Annotated in this window: 13 protein-coding genes and 3 pseudogenes; 8 read left to right on the top strand and 8 right to left on the bottom strand. The window is 68.5% G+C overall.

All coding sequences use genetic code 11. From position 1 onward, the window contains the following. Positions 1-68 precede the first annotated feature (68 nt). Positions 69-965 carry a C1 family peptidase gene (locus tag ACWC1K_RS29805; protein ID WP_450835888.1) on the top strand — a complete coding sequence of 299 codons (897 nt, stop codon included), beginning with the start codon at positions 69-71 and terminating at the stop codon, positions 963-965. Positions 966-1,567: 602 nt separating this feature from the next. Next, positions 1,568-1,714, top strand: a complete 147-nt coding sequence (locus ACWC1K_RS29810) for a hypothetical protein (protein ID WP_450835890.1) — start codon at positions 1,568-1,570, stop codon at positions 1,712-1,714. A 333-nt stretch (positions 1,715-2,047) separates the two neighbouring features. Here ACWC1K_RS29810 and ACWC1K_RS29815 read toward each other — a convergent pair whose 3' ends face one another. After that, entirely contained in the window at positions 2,048-2,452 is a 405-nt protein-coding gene (locus ACWC1K_RS29815) for a nuclear transport factor 2 family protein (protein ID WP_450835891.1), read from the bottom strand. A gap of 417 nt (positions 2,453-2,869) precedes the next feature. Further along, positions 2,870-3,169: a hypothetical protein gene (locus ACWC1K_RS29820; RefSeq protein WP_450835893.1), complete on the bottom strand. Its 300-nt coding sequence runs from the start codon at positions 3,167-3,169 to the stop codon at positions 2,870-2,872. Positions 3,170-3,229: 60 nt separating this feature from the next. Here ACWC1K_RS29820 and ACWC1K_RS29825 point away from each other — a divergent pair, with 60 nt between their 5' ends. Continuing rightward, a complete protein-coding gene (locus ACWC1K_RS29825; protein ID WP_450835895.1) occupies positions 3,230-3,895 on the top strand; it encodes a TetR/AcrR family transcriptional regulator in 666 nt (221 codons plus the stop codon). A gap of 74 nt (positions 3,896-3,969) precedes the next feature. Here the strand turns inward: ACWC1K_RS29825 and ACWC1K_RS29830 are convergent, their stop codons facing one another. Then, entirely contained in the window at positions 3,970-6,231 is a 2,262-nt protein-coding gene (locus ACWC1K_RS29830; protein WP_450836025.1) for a M4 family metallopeptidase, read from the bottom strand. A 387-nt stretch (positions 6,232-6,618) separates the two neighbouring features. On the opposite strand from ACWC1K_RS29830, the pseudogene ACWC1K_RS29835 reads away from it, so the two are divergent. After that, positions 6,619-7,764, top strand: a pseudogene (locus ACWC1K_RS29835) (IS630 family transposase). 27 nt (positions 7,765-7,791) lie between these two features. Here ACWC1K_RS29835 and ACWC1K_RS29840 read toward each other — a convergent pair. Together ACWC1K_RS29840 and ACWC1K_RS29845 are read right to left on the bottom strand one after the other, a co-directional pair. Then, positions 7,792-8,676 (bottom strand): TIGR03619 family F420-dependent LLM class oxidoreductase, encoded by an 885-nt coding sequence (locus tag ACWC1K_RS29840; RefSeq protein ID WP_450835897.1) that lies wholly within the window; start codon positions 8,674-8,676, stop codon positions 7,792-7,794. Between the two features lie 216 nt (positions 8,677-8,892). Beyond that, positions 8,893-9,600: pseudogene (locus ACWC1K_RS29845) on the bottom strand (transposase). 120 nt (positions 9,601-9,720) lie between these two features. Here ACWC1K_RS29845 and ACWC1K_RS29850 point away from each other — a divergent pair. Next, the gene (locus ACWC1K_RS29850; protein WP_450835898.1) at positions 9,721-10,356 is read left to right on the top strand and encodes a hypothetical protein; all 636 of its coding nucleotides are present in this window, start codon (positions 9,721-9,723) and stop codon (positions 10,354-10,356) included. Between the two features lie 931 nt (positions 10,357-11,287). After that, positions 11,288-12,763 carry an alginate lyase family protein gene (locus ACWC1K_RS29855; protein ID WP_450835900.1) on the top strand — a complete coding sequence of 492 codons (1,476 nt, stop codon included), beginning with the start codon at positions 11,288-11,290 and terminating at the stop codon, positions 12,761-12,763. A 198-nt stretch (positions 12,764-12,961) separates the two neighbouring features. Here ACWC1K_RS29855 and ACWC1K_RS29860 read toward each other — a convergent pair whose 3' ends face one another. Further along, on the bottom strand, positions 12,962-13,612 hold the full coding sequence (locus tag ACWC1K_RS29860) for a BBE domain-containing protein (RefSeq protein ID WP_450835902.1): 651 nt from the start codon (positions 13,610-13,612) through the stop codon (positions 12,962-12,964). Positions 13,613-14,550: 938 nt separating this feature from the next. Here ACWC1K_RS29860 and ACWC1K_RS29865 point away from each other — a divergent pair. Further along, positions 14,551-15,777 carry an acyl-CoA dehydrogenase family protein gene (locus ACWC1K_RS29865; RefSeq protein WP_450835904.1) on the top strand — a complete coding sequence of 409 codons (1,227 nt, stop codon included), beginning with the start codon at positions 14,551-14,553 and terminating at the stop codon, positions 15,775-15,777. A 637-nt stretch (positions 15,778-16,414) separates the two neighbouring features. On the opposite strand, the gene ACWC1K_RS29870 is transcribed toward ACWC1K_RS29865, so the two are convergent. Together ACWC1K_RS29870 and ACWC1K_RS29875 are read right to left on the bottom strand one after the other, a co-directional pair. Continuing rightward, positions 16,415-16,945, bottom strand: a complete 531-nt coding sequence (locus ACWC1K_RS29870) for a zinc ribbon domain-containing protein (RefSeq protein WP_450836027.1) — start codon at positions 16,943-16,945, stop codon at positions 16,415-16,417. A 135-nt stretch (positions 16,946-17,080) separates the two neighbouring features. Then, positions 17,081-17,512: a hypothetical protein gene (locus ACWC1K_RS29875; protein ID WP_450836038.1), complete on the bottom strand. Its 432-nt coding sequence runs from the start codon at positions 17,510-17,512 to the stop codon at positions 17,081-17,083. A gap of 8 nt (positions 17,513-17,520) precedes the next feature. On the opposite strand from ACWC1K_RS29875, the pseudogene tnpA reads away from it, so the two are divergent. Continuing rightward, positions 17,521-17,796: pseudogene (gene tnpA, locus ACWC1K_RS29880) on the top strand (IS200/IS605 family transposase); the annotation flags it as partial. Positions 17,797-17,918: the final 122 nt, after the last annotated feature.

A 17,918-nucleotide genomic window follows, 5' to 3' on the forward strand; every position in this document is an offset into this window, starting at 1 on the left:
ATCGCATATGTGGGACGCATATCCCAAGTCACCCGCACACCCGCACAGAGACAACCGAGGTGGATCACATGAACGTCATCGCGCCCAGGCCCGTCGCCCAGGACAAGGGAATGGGCTGGCTTCCCGACCGAGTCGACATCCGCGACTACACCAAGAACACCAACGGCGTGCCCGAGCTCCTCGAGCGGACCGGTGTGCTCAAGGCAGCCCTCGGACCGCTGCCTTCCCGGGTCGACCTCCGCTCGAAGTGCTCCCCGATCGTCGACCAGGGCCACCTCGGATCGTGTACGGCCAACGCCGCGGCGGGAGTGCTGGAGTACTTCGAGCTTCAGGCGTTCGGCAACTACATGCCCGCGTCCCGACTGTTCATCTACAAGGCCACTCGCGACTATCTCCAGTGGACGGGGGACTCCGGAGCGTTCCTGCGCTCGACAATGGGGGCGCTGAGCCTGTTCGGAGCCCCGCCGGAGCGGTTCTGGCCGTACAACGTCTCGAAGTTCGATGTGGAACCCACCTCGTTCTGCTACTCCTTCGCCGGCAACTACCAGGCGCTGACGTACTACCGTCTTGACCCGCCCAACGTCTCCCGGCAGGACGTCCTCGCCGACATCAAGGCCCATGCCGCCGCGGGCCTGCCCGCAATGTTCGGCTTCCCGGTGTACGCGAGCATCGACTCCGCACCCAACGGGGAGATCCCCTATCCCGCAAGCGGCGAGTCAACGAACGACGGTCACGCCATCGTGGTGGTCGGTTACGACGACAACCGGGAGATCACCAACCCGATCGACGGCAGTACGACGCGGGGCGCCATGATCATCCGCAACTCCTGGGGTGCCGACTGGGGGGAGGCCGGCTACGGCTACATGCCGTACCAGTACGTACTCAACGGGCTGGCTCAGGACTTCTGGGTGCTCGTCAAGGCCGAGTACCTCGCGACGGGCAATTTCGATATCTCCGCCGGGTAGCGCGGTGCGCGTCGGCCGTCACAAGTACCTCAGGCGGCCCGGGACTTGATTCGCCACGCCACCTCGGGCCAGTTGAGCCAACCCGAGGTCGCGTGGGCTTTGGCTGCACCCCATCCACTTGCTGTGGAGCCTTGCTGTGCGACGGGCTCGGTCCCGCCCAGCTGGAAAGCCGGGCGGCCTTCTTCGTTCGTCGTACACCGCTGGGGCTGCGCACGAGTCCCCGTACTCCTCGCAGGCCCTCGGCGCGCGAACCACGGCCCTGCCGACGACGGCCATCGACTGCCCCTGGCCCTGGCACGGAGTGTCACTTCGGGGCGGTGTCGGCGGCAGCGATCAAGAATGGTCCGCCAGCGCCCAGACGCGCAGCCGCCGCGACTCCGGGGTGCGGGGAGCCAGCAACGGTGAAGCTCTCCGGGAGCGACCGTGGCGGGCACGATGGATCAGTCGCCTGGCCACTCGATCGCCTCCCTGTCGCCCTCACTCGTCCGCCCTGGACCGGCGTGCGACGGGTCCCCGGAGAGGCTCGACTGGTGCTCGTCCGATTTCGCATTCTCGCGCGGGAGTTCGGTGTGGCGATCATCGCCGTATTCGATGCGCCTGGCATGACGCAGACTATGTACGAGCAGGGCACCAACCACATCACCGGCGGGCGCGGGGGCGTCAAGAAGGCGTCCGACTGGCCCGTCCCGGGCCTCATCTCACACGTGGCCGGCCCCACGCCGAACGGCTGGCTGGTCGTGGACGTCTGAGAGTCGGAGGAAGCCTTCCAAAACTTCGGGGAGGTTCTCATGCCGATGCTCAAAGAGGTTGGCGCCCCGGACGTTCAGCCGAAGATCTATCCCGCGTTCAACGTCGTGACCTCTTGACCGCGACGGCCGCAGCCGCAACTGCCACCACCCTTCGGATGCGGTGGCGGTCGCCCCGGTTGTGGGGTCCAGTCGGCCAGGCGGCAGCTCCGATGCAGGGCCAGCGCCCTCCGTGTGTCGGCCGTCGGCGCGGGCGCGATCAGCCCTGCAAGGCTGGAAGGGCCACGCCCGGCAGCTGGAGTTCACGAGGACCAGAAGGCATCCTCGGCCTTCTCGTCACCCTGGAACTCGCGGAACTCCACGGTCTTTCCCAGCGACGACGCGCCAGACGTGGACCTCCGGGCAGGACCAGGACTTGCCGTGCCGCTCCGCCGACACTTCGCTGAGGACCACGACCCGCTCCCCGTCGGCGAGGATCTCGTCCGCCTGGACCTTGAGGGTCCCGCCGGAAAGGTCCAGGCACAGGCCGGAGCCCTTCAAGACGCCGTCGGGGCCGGGGTAGTCGCCGGACAGCGGGCTGTGCCCGGGGACGTGCCACGTGACGTCGGGATCGAAGAGCTCAAGGACAGCGGGGATGTCGCCCTCGGCGAAGGCACGGCAAGCCCGTCCGATCAGTTCGGTTCGTTGCGAGGCAACTCCTTGTGCGCGCTGGCCCTGATGACCAGCGGTGTAAGGACGCAACAGTCCCCGTCCGGTCGGTTGACCGGACGGGGACTGTCAGCTCCTCATCACAAGCTGCGAAGCCGCCTTCCGAAACCATGCGCCACGACCCGTGTCTTGGCCAGTGGGGGAACTCGGCTGCCGTGACGTCGGCCAGGGAAAGCAACTCGGGACTCGCACCCACCTGGGTCTGACCCTGCGCGTTGCTTCGACCGCCGCCTTGAAAACCGTAGCGACACCTTCATTCTCGAAGACGATCACCGAGTGCGCCTTGCCGGTGAGGAGGTCGCGTGGCCAATCCCGGCCACGAAGCCCGGGGCGGCAGCGCCGAGGAGATGATCCGCTCCTTGAGCACCTGCACTTGCTGCGGTCGCCGACTCTCGTCCCTTTCCCAGACGCCCACCACCCCATGCAGCACGGGTCCAGCCTTCACAGTCATCAGGTGACAGGAGCGCCGAGCCAGGTGTCGACGATGGCCAGTCGCTCGTGCTGGGGCTCCGGGGGCCGGAAGCCGAGACGGGATTCCAGTACGCGGTCCACGACGGGGTGCAGCCGGCCCTCGACGAAGCGCTTCCAGTCGTCCTCGCTGCGCCACACGTCGACGTAGCGCAGGCCGGCCTCTGTGCGGTGCGCGATGTGGACGACCAGGCCCTCGGGCGGCTCGCTGCCCAGGCCCTCTCGGATTTCGGCGTACAGGTCGGGGCCGATCGGCACCTCGTAGGTGTAGGCGAACGTCATGGGACTCACCTCCAGATTCATCCGAATGTCTTTCGGATGAATACTGGTAGCATCTCTCTCATGAGTGGGCAGGTCAAGCGCAGATACGACGCCAGTCGCCGCCAGGAGTCCGCCGCCGCCACCCGCGGTGCCGTACTCGCTGCCGCGCGGGAGCTGTTCGCCGAGCAGGGCTACCAGAAGACGACCATGAAGCACGTCGCGGAGCGCGCCGGTGTCGCGCTCGACACCGTCTACGCCACCACGGGCCGCAAACCCGCGCTCTTCCGCGAGCTGATCGAGACCGCCCTGTCCGGCACCGAGCAGGCGGTCCCGGCCCAGCAGCGCGCCTATGTGCAGGCGATCCGCGAGGCGCCGGACGCGGCAACGAAGATCTCCATCTACGCCGGCGCACTGCGTGACGTGCACTCCCGGCTCGCCCCGCTTCTCCGCGTCGCCCGAACCGCCGCCGACCCCGAGGTGGAGGAGCTCTGGGAGAGCATCGCCCACCGCCGGGCCGTCAACATGCGCGAGTTCGCCGCAGATCTGGCCGCCACCGGCCAGTTGCGCCCCGAGCTTTCCCTCGACGAGGTTGCCGACATGATCTGGGCGACCAATTCCCCCGAGTTCTACTGCCTTCTGGTCCAGGACCGGGGCTGGCCTCCTCCGCGTTACGAGGCCTGGCTGGCCGACTGTTGGCAGCGCCTCCTCCTTGCCCCGCCCAGGGGCCTTGGCACCGTTGCGCATTGAGAGCCGTCGCAAAGTGACACCGCCATAGCCGCTGCCCGGACCGTGAGCCCGGGCAGCGGTGTGCTGTGTGGAGGTCAGGGCGTCAGCTGCCAGCGTGCGATGTAGCCGACGTCGATGGATGCCCGGTCCTGCACGCGCAGTTTCCAGGTGCCGTTCAGCGGCTGCGCGGAGGCGTCGACGGTGAAGGTCTGGTCCACGTTGTCGGCGGAGCCGCCGCTGCGGTTGAGCAGGGAGTAGACGGTGCCGTTGGGGCCGACCAGGTCGACGGTCAGGTCACCGCGGTAGGTGTGGACGATGTTGACGTAGACGGAGGTGGTCGCGGAGGCGTTGCCGTCGCGGCCGGTGATGGTCACCGGTGACTCCACGGCGGGCCCATTGTCCGGTATGTCCACGCGGGTGGCGTTGGCGTAGACGTAGGCGATCCGCCAGCTGAAGGTCTTCGAGACAGACGCTCCCGTGCTGTCGGTGACCTTGACGGTGACGTCGCCGGTGCCGAGCGTCGTCGGGGTGCCGGTGATCAGACCGCTGGGGCTGATGCTCAGGCCGTCGGGCAACCCGGTGGCCTCGTAGGTCAGCGTGGCTCCGGTGTTGGTGGTGTAGGCGTCGAGTTGGAGGCTGACCGCCTGGCCGATGCCGCTGGTCTGGTCGGCGATCGGGGCGAGGTTGACGCCCAGGGCGATGCGGTTGCCGACGTTGATCGCCGCCCAGGCGTCGGCGACGGCGAGGTAGGTCGGGCTGTAGGCGCCGAACAGGTCTGCGGCGGCCGACAGGGTGGCGGTGCGGGCGCCGGCGTAGTTCGTCGTGGAGGTCATGTAGGTGGTCAGGGCGCGGTACCAGATCGCGGCGGCGCTCTGGACGCCGATGCCGGTGACGGGCTGGCCGTCGTAGGTGGGACTGTCGTAGGAGACGCCGTTGACTGTCTTTGCGCCGCTGCCCTCGGAGAGCAGGTAGAAGAAGTGGTTCGCGGGGCCCGAGGAGTAGTGGACGTCGAGGCCGCCGAGGGAGGGGCTCCAACTGTCGGCGGAGGCACCGTCCTTGGAGGGCTTGTCCATGTACCGCAGCGGGGTGCCGTCGCCGTTGATGTCGATCTTCTCGCCGACCAGGTAGTCACCGGGGTCGGCCGGGAGGTTCTCGTAGAACTCCACGGCGGCGGCGAAGATGTCGGAGGTCGCCTCATTCAGGCCGCCCGACTCGCCCGAGTAGTTGAGGCCCGCGGTGGCCGCGGTGACGCCGTGGCTCATCTCGTGGGCCGCGACATCCAGCGCGGTCAACGGGTGGTTGTTGCCCGAGCCGTCGCCGTAGGTCATGCAGAAGCAGGAGTCCTGCCAGAAGGCGTTGACGTAGTTGCTGCCGTAGTGGGCGCGGCTGTACGCGGCGACGCCGTCGTTCCGGATGCCGTTGCGGCCGAACGTGTCCTTGTAGAAGTCCCAGGTGGCCGCGGCGCCGAACGCGACGTCCACGCCGGCGGTCTGACGGTTCGACGGAAGCCCGTCGCCCCAGACATCGTTGTCGTCCGTGAAAAGGGTGCCGGTGCCCGACGTGCCCTGATTGAGATCGTACGTCTTGTGCCCGGCACGGTCGGGGTCGTTGAGCTGGTACGTCGATCCCGACTGGGTCGTGCCCAGCGGGACCGTACCGACGTACTGGCCGGTGCCGGTGCCGGTGTCCACCTTCTCGGCCGCCAGGAGCCGTTTGCCGGTGGTGGCGTCGGAGACGACCTGCAACTCACTGGGCGTGCCGTCTCGTTGGACGCCTTCGACGACGCTCTCCCAGGCCAGGACGGGCTTTCCGGAACCGGCCCAGATCACCAGGCGGGGCTTCCGCTCGACCTCGGAGCCCTTGACCCGGGCGCGCTTCGAGGCTGCCTCGGCCTTGGCTGCGGCGGCGGCTGAGCGGATCCTCGGACTGAGCGAGGACACGGCAAGGGCCGCCCGGCTCGCCCTGGTGACGGTGGTGCGACCGCTGCTGTCGTGGACGACGAGATCGCCGCCGAGGACGGGCAGGCCGGCGTAGGTGCGCTCGTAACGGGTGTGCGTGGTGCCGTCGGCGTCCGTGACGACGTCCCTGACGACGAGTTTCTCCTTGACGCCGAGGCCGATACGGCGTGCGGTGTCGGCGGCCGAGGTCTGGGCCGCTTTCAGCAGAGCGGTGCGGCGGGCGGGCGTCAGGGACGCCGGCAGGGCACCGACCCGGGGCTTTGCGGTGATTTTCGTGGGGCTCGGGCCGACGGGAGCGGCGGTGGCGTGGCCGGGAAGGGTCAGGGCGAGGAGAGATCCCAGGGAACTGAGAGCGACGGCGGTGGCGCGTCTGCGCCGGGCAAGGGTGCGGTCTCGCAGGGGCAACGGTTTCTCCTTCGATATGACGGCCCATGGGGGCCGCGGGCGGCACAGAGCGGCAGAGGGCGCCGGCCTGGAGGCTGCACGGCATGCGGGTGGAAGGAGGTGGGGGGTGAGGGGAGCTGGGGGTGACGCTGCGGGTGCACCGCGTGGTGAATCTGTCAAGGAATGGTGAACTTCCTGCAGAAGAGTGACACCGCACAGCCTCAGTGTCATGAGCCGGTCAACTGATCGGCTGGAAATGGCTATGCAGATCAGGCAAATCGGAACGGACGACGCCGGTTTTCGGCCGCACCCGACGCTGGTGCTCTGACCGGGGAGGTTCACCGGGCTCGCGGTTGGGGCGGTGGTATGGCGGTGACATCCATTCCGACCGCTGGAGGTGTGGTGGCCGAGCCTGTGCGCGTGCGCAGACTGACCGATCAGGAGGAGCAGAAGCAGCAGCAGATCGTGCCCCGGGGCAGCACCAACTCGCTGCGCTGGCAGCGGGCGATGATGCTGCTCGCCTCGGTCGGCGGGAACTCGGTCCCGGTGATCGCCCAGCTGGTCCGGGCTGACGAGGGCACCATGCGCGATGTGATCCACTGGTTCCACGAGATCGGCCTGGCCTGTATGGATCCTCAATGGGCGGGAGGCCGTCCCCGTCTCCTCAGCGATGAAGACGAGGACTTCGTCATCCAGACGGCCACCACCCGCCCCACCAAGCCCGGCCAGCCCTTCACCCGCTGGTCGGTCCGCAAACTCGCCGCCTGCCTGCGCCGCGTGCACGGCCGCGTCATCCGCATCGGCCGGGAAGCCTTACGGTGCCTGCTCCGGCGCCGCTGCATCACCTTCCAACACACCAAGACGTGGAAGGAGTCACCCGGCCCCGACTGCGACGCCAAGCTCGACCGCGTCGAGCACGTGTCTGGAGCGTCTCCCGGACCAGGTCTTCGCCCTCGACGAGTTCGGGCCGCTCGGGATCCGGCCGACCGCAGGTTCCTGCTGGGCGAAGCGGGGCAAGCCCGACCGGCGGCCGGCGACCTACCGCCGCACCCACGGCGTCACCTACTTCCACGGCTGCTACTCCGTCGGCGACGACCGGTTGTGGGGCGTCAACCGCCGCCACAAAGGCACCGCCAACAGCCTGGCCACGCCGACCGCCAACAGCCTGGCCACGCCGAAGTCGATCCGCGCCGCCCGCCCCGACGGCGCCCCGATCTACATCATCCTGGACAACCCCTCCGCCCATACCGGACAGGACATTCGTCGCTGGGCGGAGAAGAACAAGGTCGAGCTGTGCTTCACCCCGACCTCTGCCTCCTGGGCCAACCCGATCGAGGCCCACTTCGGCCCGCTGCGGCAGTTCACCCTGCGCGTTCGAACCACCGCAGCCATCCCGCGCAGACCCGGGCTCTGTACCGCTACCTGCGCTGGCGCAACGCCAATTCCCGCCACCCCGAGGTCCTGGCCGCCCAACGCCGAGAACGCCCCCGCATCTGCGGTGAGAAGGTCCTCCGCGGGGGCGGACGCCCCCTCGAACCGGCAACTTGATCAACCCGGGTCTTTCCAGCCTCGGCATCAGGTGAGCCGCGGTGCCACCTCGGCTGCGACCCACTCCATGGCCTTCTCGACATGTTCAGCCGCGACAGGCAGCCACAGGGTGCAAGCGGCAAGCCCCGCCTCGGCGAGCCGACCGAGGTCGTCGGCAACGCTCTCTGCAGTGGGCGCAGTGCCGCCGAGTGGGCGTCCCGGTGGCGGAGCCGCCGCGGGCAGACCTGGCGGAGTAAGGAACGCGGCCGACGCGAGCGTCAGACGATCGGCGTCCTGTGCCTCGGCGAGGTCACGCAAGCGGCGCCGGACGTCGCTGATCTCCACGGCGTCGGCGCCTGTGCCGTACCAGCCGTCGCCGAAACGCAGCACCCGGCGCAGGGCGGCGTTGCTGTGGCCGCCGACCCACACGGGCGGACCGCCGGCAGTGACCGGAGGCACTCCCAAGTGCGCGGCGCGCAGTGTCGTGAACGGCCCGTCGAAATCTGCGGGTCGCCGGGCCCAGAGGGCCTTGGCGGCGGCGAGGTGGTCGTCGGTGCGTGCACCGCGTTCACGGGCGGGTACACCGACGGCATCGAATTCGTCGGGGTTCCAGCCGGTGCCGACGCCCAGGATCAAGCGGCCACCGGACACGACGTCCAGGGTGGCCGCCTGGTTGGCGAGTACCAGCGCCGGGTAGTACGGCGCGACGAGTACGGACGTCAGCAGCCTCAGGCGCGTCGTCGCCCCAGCGACGGCCGACAGCAGAACAAGCGGGTCCGTGTCGAGGCCGAAGCCGCTGTCCAGTAGGCGGTTGCCGACCGCGACGTGGTCGAAGCCTAAGTCCTCAGCATGGCGTGCGGCGCGGAGCACGCTGGCTCCGCCATCGAGCGGCCAGCGCGGTTGAAGGGAAACACCGAGGCGCAGCAGGGGCATGAGGTTGCCTTTCGACGGCAGTCCGAGGGCGACACGACGATCACTGACCACCCTGTCGCCACACCCAACTCCCGCACCGCCCGATTTCATCCCCGACCGGCATCAAGCGGATCGCCTGTGACTCCGTACGGCGCTCGCTGACCAACGCCGGGAACTCCGCAAGCCGGTGAACCTTCCCGGTCAGAGCACTACTGAGGCTTTCGTTTCGGGGTGACGTCATGGCAGTGTCCAGGTGAGGCCGGTCTCGGCGATGAAGCCGTCAAGGAGATCAGACCGGTACTGCAACTTCTTCAGCCGGGTGCGCGTGAGATCGGCGAGGGCGTCCACGATGCAGGCCGCGAGGTTGCCGAGGTAGTTCTTCAGGTTGGCCCAGACGCCTTCGGCCGGGTTCAGGTCCGGGGCGTTGGCCGGCAGCCGGAACACGGTCAGCCACCGTCTGCGGGCGGCCAGTAACTCGCGCATCAAAGCGTCCGTGTGCTGCGTGGAGTTATCCCAGACCAGCACGATCTTCCCTCCGCGCTGCTGGTGGGCTGCCTCCAGGTGCGGGCCTTGGGCGGGCGGAGCGCCTGCCCCGACTCGTCCTCCGTGGAAGCGCCGGGCGACCAGCACCGAGACCCGAGCGAGCGTCCACCGCTGTTCTTCCGTCCAGCCGTGCGCGGCCGGCCCCTGCTCCAGCGCACACGCCAGCCAGGCCGGCTTCATCCGCGACGCCACCCCCGAGGGCCCCTTGGAACGCAGGGCATCCGTGCCGCCCTCCCGCCAAGCGGCACACCAGGCATACGCGGACTTCCGCGATACCCGTAACGCACGCGCGACCTGCGGCGGCCGCACCCCGGCCGCGAACATCTCGGCGGCCTGGTACCGGAGCCGCTTCCGCCGGACCCGCTGCACCGCGGTCAGACCACCCCCATCGGGATACCTCATGCCACCGGACTACACCCACCGCCCTCCGAAGCCGCGACGCCCGAAGGGATACCTCGTACCATCCGGTGAAGCTCCGGGGCGGAACTGCCGGTTGCCGGAAGAACGAGAAACGGTGCCCGTATGCATCCCCTTGACGCACTGATCCGGCGTTACGTCGTGCCTCTCGCCAAGCCGGCCGGCTGCTCCCGATCGGGCCGGACGTTTCGCCTGATCGCGAACAGCGGTGATCAAGCCATGTTCGACTTCTCCACGCACGCCGTGGAGCCTGACATGGTCGTCTTCGAGGCCAATTGGCACATCGCGCCGCTCCCCTACTGGGAATGGATCACTCGTCAGCACACGGGTGCCAAGCTGACAAACAGCTCAGGAGCCATGGTGACGGGCCGCATCATGCCGCCGGGGGAGGCTGCGCACCACCCCCGCGACGGGTTCCCGTTCTTCCGCGAGCGGTGGGCGTTCCCGTACGAGGGCAGTGACGAGGTCTGCGGCCTGGCCCTGGAGAGAACCCTGCGGGAGGAGACGCTTCCGCGTATGCGGCACCTCCTCGACCGGTCCAACCTGCTGGAGGTGGTGCGCGGCACGGACGTGTCGCCGATGAAGCGGATGGATCCGTTGAGGGGTGAGATCGTCCTGCGGGTGGATGACGATCCGGTCGAGGAGGTTGGTGCACTGATCGACGAGGAGGAGAGGACGGGCGACTTCCCTCCCTTCGTGCAGTGGGCACGTCGACGCCTGGCAGAACGCATCCGGAACTGAGAGAAGGACCTGAGCAACCTCGCTGCCTGCACCGTTGACCAGGCTCACCCTGACCGCGCCGCAAGTCACCCCGAAGCGAAACCCTCAGTAGTCGTGCGGTGACCTTGGCCGGGGCAAGCCGTTCGCGGCGGCCTTGATGGAGAAGGCTGGCGTCGCGCGGCGACGGCCTCGGCATGCCCTCCCTTCTGCCCCATGGCGTAGGCGCTGTGGCTGACTCCGACCAGCCAGTTCAATCGCTCCTCATCGGCCAGCGCGGCATCAGGCGCTTTCACGCCAGGTATCACCAGCCCAGCCCCGCCTCCAGCCGCGTCCCGACCAATCCGGAGCGAGCCACGTGGAGAGCACCTGCCTGGAAGCCCCTGACCACGTAGTGGAGTTCGCGGTCTGGGAACTGCCGCATGGCTGACTTCTGTGGGGCGCCCGTGCAGTGACCATAAATAGCCTTCAGCTCCCGTGATCTCTCCCCGTAGGGTCCTCCATTCATGGCGGCAATCGCACAAACGTTTGAGCATTCCTACGGGGAAGGGCGCAAGTATTTGTGCATATCACGGGCTACCGGCGTCGCGCACGGAGGAACGGTAAGACTGTCGGCCAGCAGCAGGCGCAGGCACTGGCTGCTGCCGTTGCTGCGGCCGGCCCCGGTATCCCGCAATCGGGCAAGGCCCTTGAAGCCGGGCCCGGCTTTGAAAAGTCCGGCGGCAAGTGGCAGGTGCGGGCGGCCGGGCGGTGCTGCGGAACACCGTCACCGACCCTGACGGTGACAAGGCGGACCTGACCTCGTGTGGGTCCCCCTGGGCGACGTTCACCGTCGCGCCGTACGTGACGTTCCCTCTGCCTCTCATCGGTGGTGCCCACTTTTGTGTTATCGCCCGCTGCGTATCACGTCTCCCTACGTAGGCACTGTCCCCATAAGAGCCCAAGGAACGACACAGTGACACTTCAGATCAGCCGACGCACCATGCTCAAGGCCGCGGGAGCGGCGACCGGCGCGGTCGGTATCGGTATCGGTGCGGGCGTGGCCGCCTCCCCCGCGACGGCGGCGCGCACGTCCTTCGCGCACCCCGGGATGCTCCACACCCAGGCAGATCTCGAGCGCATGGCCACCAAGGTGAAGGCGGGCGCCGCCCCCTACACGGCAGGTTTCGCCAGGCTCACCGCCAACCGTCACTCGCAGAGCACATGGCGGCCCAACCCGCTGGCGACCGCGGTCCGGGGAGGGAGCGGCGTCCAGAACTACTGGGTTCTCTACAACGACATCCACGCCGCCTACCAGAACGCACTGCGCTGGAAGATCACCGGCGACACGGCACACGCCGACGCCGCACGGGACATCTGCAACGCCTGGTCGGGGACGCTGAAGGGCATCGGCGGAGGCTCCGAAGTCGTGCTCCTGGCGGGCCTCCAGGGGTACCAGTTCGCCAACGTCGGCGAGCTCATGCGCGGCTACCCCGGCTTCGACCTGGCCCGTTTCCAGGACATGATGGTCAACCACTTCTATCCCATGAACCGCTACTTCATACACCGCAAGACCAATTGCATCGGCCACTACTGGGCGAACTGGGACCTCTGCTCGATGGCCTCGGTCATGGCCATCGGGATCCTCTGCGACGACCGGGCCAAGTTCAACGAGACGGTCGACTACTTCTACCACGGCGCAGGCAACGGCGCGCTGGACAAGGCGATCCCCCACGTCTACGGCAACGACCTGGCCCAGTGGCAGGAGAGCGGGCGCGACCAGGGCCACAGCCTGTTGGGCATCGGCCTGATGGGCACCATCTGCGAGATGGCCTGGAACCAGGGCGTCGACCTCTACGGCGCGGAGGACTCCAAGTTCCGCAAGGCGTGCGAGTACGTGGCCCGGTACAACCTGGGTCGCGAGGTGCCCTACACCACCTACACCTGGACGAACGGCGTGCACTGCCTGAACACGGAGGAGACCGTCATCTCCGAAGGCGGCCGTGGCCTCGGGCGCCCGGTCTGGGCGCGGGTCTACAACCACTACGCCAACAGGCGCGGCATGGCCATGCCGAACACCCGCGAGATGGTGGCCCGCAGCGGCCCCGAGGGAGGCGGCGGCGACTACGGTCCGAACAGTGGCGGATTCGACGAACTCGGCTTCGGCACGCTGGCGTACACCCGGGACAAGGCCACCGCGGCCGAGGCGTCGGCCTCACCGTCCCCCTCGAAGTCGGCGGCCGCCAAGTCCGGAACATCCGGTTCATCCAAGTCCCCGGCCGGGCAGTCCTCCGGGGACGCCGGCACCCAGGGCGGAAAGAGCGACAAGGACCTGGCCGCCACCGGTACCTCGGACCTCGCTCTGTGGACGGCCGCGACCGGCGTCACCGCGGTAGCCGGCGGCCTCCTGCTGCTCCGCCGCCGCGGCCAGGCCCGCCGCGACGCGGAGTGACACCCGCGGTGACACAAAAAACCCGGTGACTGACCACAGTCGGGCTCCCTACACGCGCCGTGCGCTGTCGCGAGATCAAGTGGAGCTGTCGGGGTAGGGCCCGGCACTCCGCCGATCCGCCGCGAGGTCGCAACCAGGCAGGCGGTGATGGGGGGCAGTGCGGCGCCGACATGTGTTCACCGTTCGAGGAACTGAGCACTACCCCGTGTGCGGCGAAATGTTCTGGTTCAGCCGGAACACGTTGTCGGGGTCCCAGTGCTGCTTGACCTCGGTCAGCCGGGTCCAGGTGCGGTCGTCGTAGGCGGTGCGGACCCGATCGGCGCCCTCCATGCCGAGGAAGTTGACGTACACCCCGCTGGTGTGGGGCCGGATCGCGGCCCAGAAGTCACGGACCCAGGTGGTCCCGGTCCGGTCGTCGGCGCGGTCGGCCCAGGTGCCGACGATGTTGAGGGCGAACTCGGCGTCCCGGTGGGCGAACGCGGCGGTGTCCGAGCCGGTGCGGCGGACTGCGCCGCCCATATGGTGCAGGTGCACCTGGGAGAGCGGCGAGGTCATCCGGGCGGCGTGCTCCACCACCACGTCGACGACCGAGCCGGGGAGCCCGGAGAGGTAGCCCGACTTCCAGTAGTTGCGCATACCGCGATGCGCACCCGCGTCGAGCATCCCCTGCAGGGCGGCGTACGGCATCGGGCCGAGCACGTCGGCCACGGGCGGGCCGTAGCGGCGCAGAGGCGCGAGGGTGCGCTCGGCGGTGCCGGGTTCGCCTAGGCAGCAGGCGACCAGGGCGAGCGCGGGGCGGCCGACCAGATCCTCGGGGACGAACGGCAGCGGGGGCCCGGCGATGATCACTCAAGTGGCCAGGTACCGGGAGGCCAGGCAGCCGTCGGCGGTGGCGATGTTGCGCGACGAGGCCCGGCTGCGCGCCAGGCCCCTGTGAGACCGCCCAGGTTGCCGCCGCGACACATCAATGGATCCTTGGCGACCTCATGACGCCGAGCACCCGTCCGCATGACCTCGTGCCCCCGACGCCCAGGCTCGCCTTTAGGTGTCGAGAACTGCCGAGACCGCGTCGCGACCGGCAATGCGGGGGCGGTCAACGGGGTCGCGAGAGAGACGTTCTCGGCAAGCGCTGTTGGTGCCTGACCCGACAGTGGGGCAACGTTGCTGCCGAGCTGGGCGTCACGAACGTCCAGGTCCTCACCGATCCGTTCGGACGGGCATCCGCTACGGCGGTGACAGCGCCCATGCCGCCTCCTGCTGCTCTGGGCCTCGCGTCAGGAGAGGAAGGTGCCTTGGCGTGCCCGCGCACGTGGGGGTCACGGCCGGGAGGAGTGAGTGCGCGTGTGAGTGTCGGTCCGACTCAGCAGCAGGCCACGGCGACGCCGGGGCAACAGCTGGCGCTGCCCACACGCATCAGATCGACGACGCGACGCCGAGTCAGCGCCGGCAGGGATGTCCGCATCACGGCGGGAACAGTAGCAGCGACCTCCACAAAGACAACACAAGTTGACGACTGTCTCGCATGCCGACACAGCCCATGCGGAAAATGAGGGTTTCACCCCGGTTTATTCACGTCATTCTTGAGACAGGGGCCATCTCGCAGACTGCCTGCCGCCTCACGGCCCGCTCGCAGTTCCGCCCGCACACCGAGCACCCCAACTCCACCGGGCACACCCGCCGTTCGCGCATTCCCTATAATTCCTATCGGATTACTAGGAATAGATGCCCGGTCCTCCCGGCGGATGAATACACCACGCCAACCGACAATCTTGAGGAGACCACCCACCATGGGCGTTGCCACCATGCCGACCCAACCCGCCCCGGCGTCCGACCGGAGTGGGCCCGGCCGCGCCCACTGGCTGCATGTGGCCCGTGAGACGGCGGACGACCTCGCCACGGACGCGGCGGCCAGGGAACATGCGGGCAAGGCCCCCTTCGGCGAGGTCTCCGGACTCCGTGAATCCGGACTGCTGACCCTGCTCATACCGGCCGAACTCGGCGGAGGCGGCGCGGACTGGCCCACCGCGTACGCAGTCGTCCGGGAGATCGCCTCCACCGACGCCGCCATCGCCCAACTGCTGGGCACGCACTACTTCCTGTCATGGAGTGCCCGGTCCTTCGCCGAACCTGACCTCGCCACTCGGATCGAACGGCTGTCGGCGACGGAGCAGTGGTGCTGGGGAGGAGGTCTCGCCGCTCAGGGTCTCCCGCTGGTCCTGACCAGGAAGGGGAGAGGCTATGTCCTCGATGGCCGGCAGAGCTACGCCACCGGAGTTCTGGTCGCCGACCGCCTCGCGGTGCGGGCCGAGCGGGCCGGCAACCGCGAACCAGTCGCCGTCGTCGTCACTCCCGCCCATCCCCGCGTGAGGATCGACGCCGCGGAAGGCTTCGGACAGCGGCTCGCGGCCGGAGGCGACGTGGAATTCGACGCCGTGCCCGTCACCGTCCACGACGTGCTCGGTTCCCTCGCCGCCGACGACGACGTCCTTTCACCGTCGGCCGCTCTGGCCTCACCGATCGGGCGTCTCCTCTCCGTCCAGCTCCTTCTCGGCCTCGCCGAAGGCGCACTCGCCGAAGCGCGCGAGTACAGCAGGGCGGGCCGGTCGTCCTGTCACCCCGCCTGGCCGGACGGTTCTCCCCAGGATCCGCACGTACTGACCACCTACGGGGAACTCACGATCCTCACCCGCTCCGCCGCCGCACTCACCGATCAGGCACTGGCAGCCGTCCACGGGGGGCTGGCACGCGGCGAAGACCTCACCTACGACGAGTACGCCGACATCTCGGTCCAGGTGACGATGGCCGAGGCCGCCGCTTCCAAGGCCGCGCAGGAATCCACCAGCCGCGCCCTGGACGTCGTCGGCTCCCGCTCCGCATCCGCACGGCTGGGCCTCGACCGCTTCTGGCGCAACGCCCGCGCCCACACCTTGCACAGGCCCGTCGCCCACCAGTTCCGCGACGCCGGGGACTATTTCCTCAACGGCGCCCACCCCCCGTTCGTACTGCCGGCCTGACCGGGAAACCAGCAACACCGGATCAGCGGCAAGGCCCACATGTCGTCGACCGCACACACGAGGTGCGGGGCGGATCGTTGCGGCTGCATGAAAAGGCGCGCCGTTGATCCTGGGTCGGCGCCACCATGCCACCGTGAGCGGCGCCGAGCTCGACACGCTCGGCAGTCCTGCCGGAGAACATCGCCCAACTTCCCACGGTCCTCCGGGAATTGCGGGGCTACGACCAGTCCACTTCGTACCAGGGATTCGTCGCAGGCCGGCATCCGCGCGAGTGGCTCGCGACGCGGACGGCCGGTGGGGCCACACCAGCCGGGGTCGACGGATGATCCTGCATCCGGGCCGTCCGGCCAGCCAGGGCTTGATCACCGGAACTCGTAGCTCGCGTACACCGTAGATCGAGAGTGCGCTCACACCGGCCCCCGAGGCGGGCCAGAACCCAGGAGGACGGCATGGCGACAGCGTTCATGTCGTGCTCCCGGCGCCATGTCGATCTGCTGCTGGTGTCCAGCGGTCTGTGTACGGGCTGATCCCGCCCTCCCCGGGCCGGTGGCGGCCCCGCCGCCCGTTCGTTTGACCCTCTCCACCCTCTTTTCTCACGTGACCCCGCACGCCGTGGCACACCTGCGCCACGGCTGCCTCACGCACCCCTGACGCGGAAGCAGACACTCCTGATGGCAGTCAACGTGACCCGGCCCCAAAGGACCGGGCTTGGAGGTAGCGCCCAACTGGCTGCTGGGGTGGGCTCCTCCGTCCAGACACCCCTACGGGGTGGCAGGGACGCGTGACTCACGCCCCGCAGTCCACGCGTCCTCGCCCCTGCGGGCGAGGACGTGGGAAGCGTTCCGGTCGGCGTGCGCAACGAGGCCGCACGACCGGCATACGAACTTGGCTTGGGAGATCCGGTTGAGACGGTCGATGTGGCCGCACTGGCCCATGTCTGGGACGTGTACGCGGAATCGACGAAGACCAGGAGCACTCCTGCCCGCTTGGCCTTGTAGACGATGAAGTCTCCGAGCTGGGCGAAGGCCCAGGAGCGGAGTGCGACCCTCCCCCACTGCCTTAAGGGCGTGGGAGGTACCCCCACGGGCTTGCGGAGCCGTGCCCTCTGCCGGATTCCCTTGCGTTCTTCCAGGGAGATCCCGGCCGAGGGGCGTTCAGCCTCGGTCACGATCGTCTTGGCGAAGATGTGGTTGGTGTTCTTGACGTGCCGCGCCTCGCGGCGCGAGCGCTCCTTCAACCGGCGCTTGGCGGACTTGGTGCGCTTCTTCTGGAGCTTGGCCCGCAGGGCAAGCTGCCTCTTGCGCTACCGGTTCACAGCGCGTCCGGCGGCCATGTAGCCGGTGGAGGTGGTGGCGATGTTGACGATGCCGAGATCCACGCCGATGAAACCGTCCGGCTCGTACGTCTCGGCCTCGGGCACCTCGCACGTGGCGATCAGACAGAAGACCCCGTCGCGCTCGATCAGGTCGGACTCGCCCTTGCTGTACTGCTGGAGCACCTTGAGCGCGTTAGCCGAGCACACGAACCGCACGCCCTTCAGCCGGCCTTCGGTGGTCCGGATCGAGACCGTCCGCCGGTCGTACTGCCAGCTCAAACACCGGTCGTCATGCGGCTGTGCGGCATCGGGACGGAACGTGATCGGCTTGGACTCCGCCTTGCAGCGGCGTGTCGACTTCGGCTTGCCGAGATTTCCTGCCCGGATGTTCGCCCTCAAGGTGGTGTAGGCGTCACGCACCTTCTTTATGCGCCGACTTCGAAACCGAGCTGGTGGAGTTCAACGGCGAAGGCGATCACGTCCACCTACTCGTGCTCTACCCGCCCACGACCGCCGTCTCGCGGTTGGTCGGCTCCCTCAAGAGGGTGTCCGCCTGCAGGCTCCGCCAGGAGTTCCCCGGCCACATCCGCAAGGACCTGCGGGGCGACCACTTCTGGCCCCCGTGCTACTTCGCCGCATCCTGCGGCGGCGCACCGCTGGCGATCATCAAGGAGCACATCGAGAACCAGAAGCGACCCGGCTGAGGGCAACAGTGCAGACTCGTGCGCCCGTACGGGTCACCCCTATCTTGAGAACCGCTACCTCCCGGGCGCGAACGCCCGGGGTCCCGCGCTAGATCATGCTCTTCGCCATTCCGCTCCAAGCC

It is taken from the genome of Streptomyces sp. NPDC001492 (genome assembly GCF_053597275.1).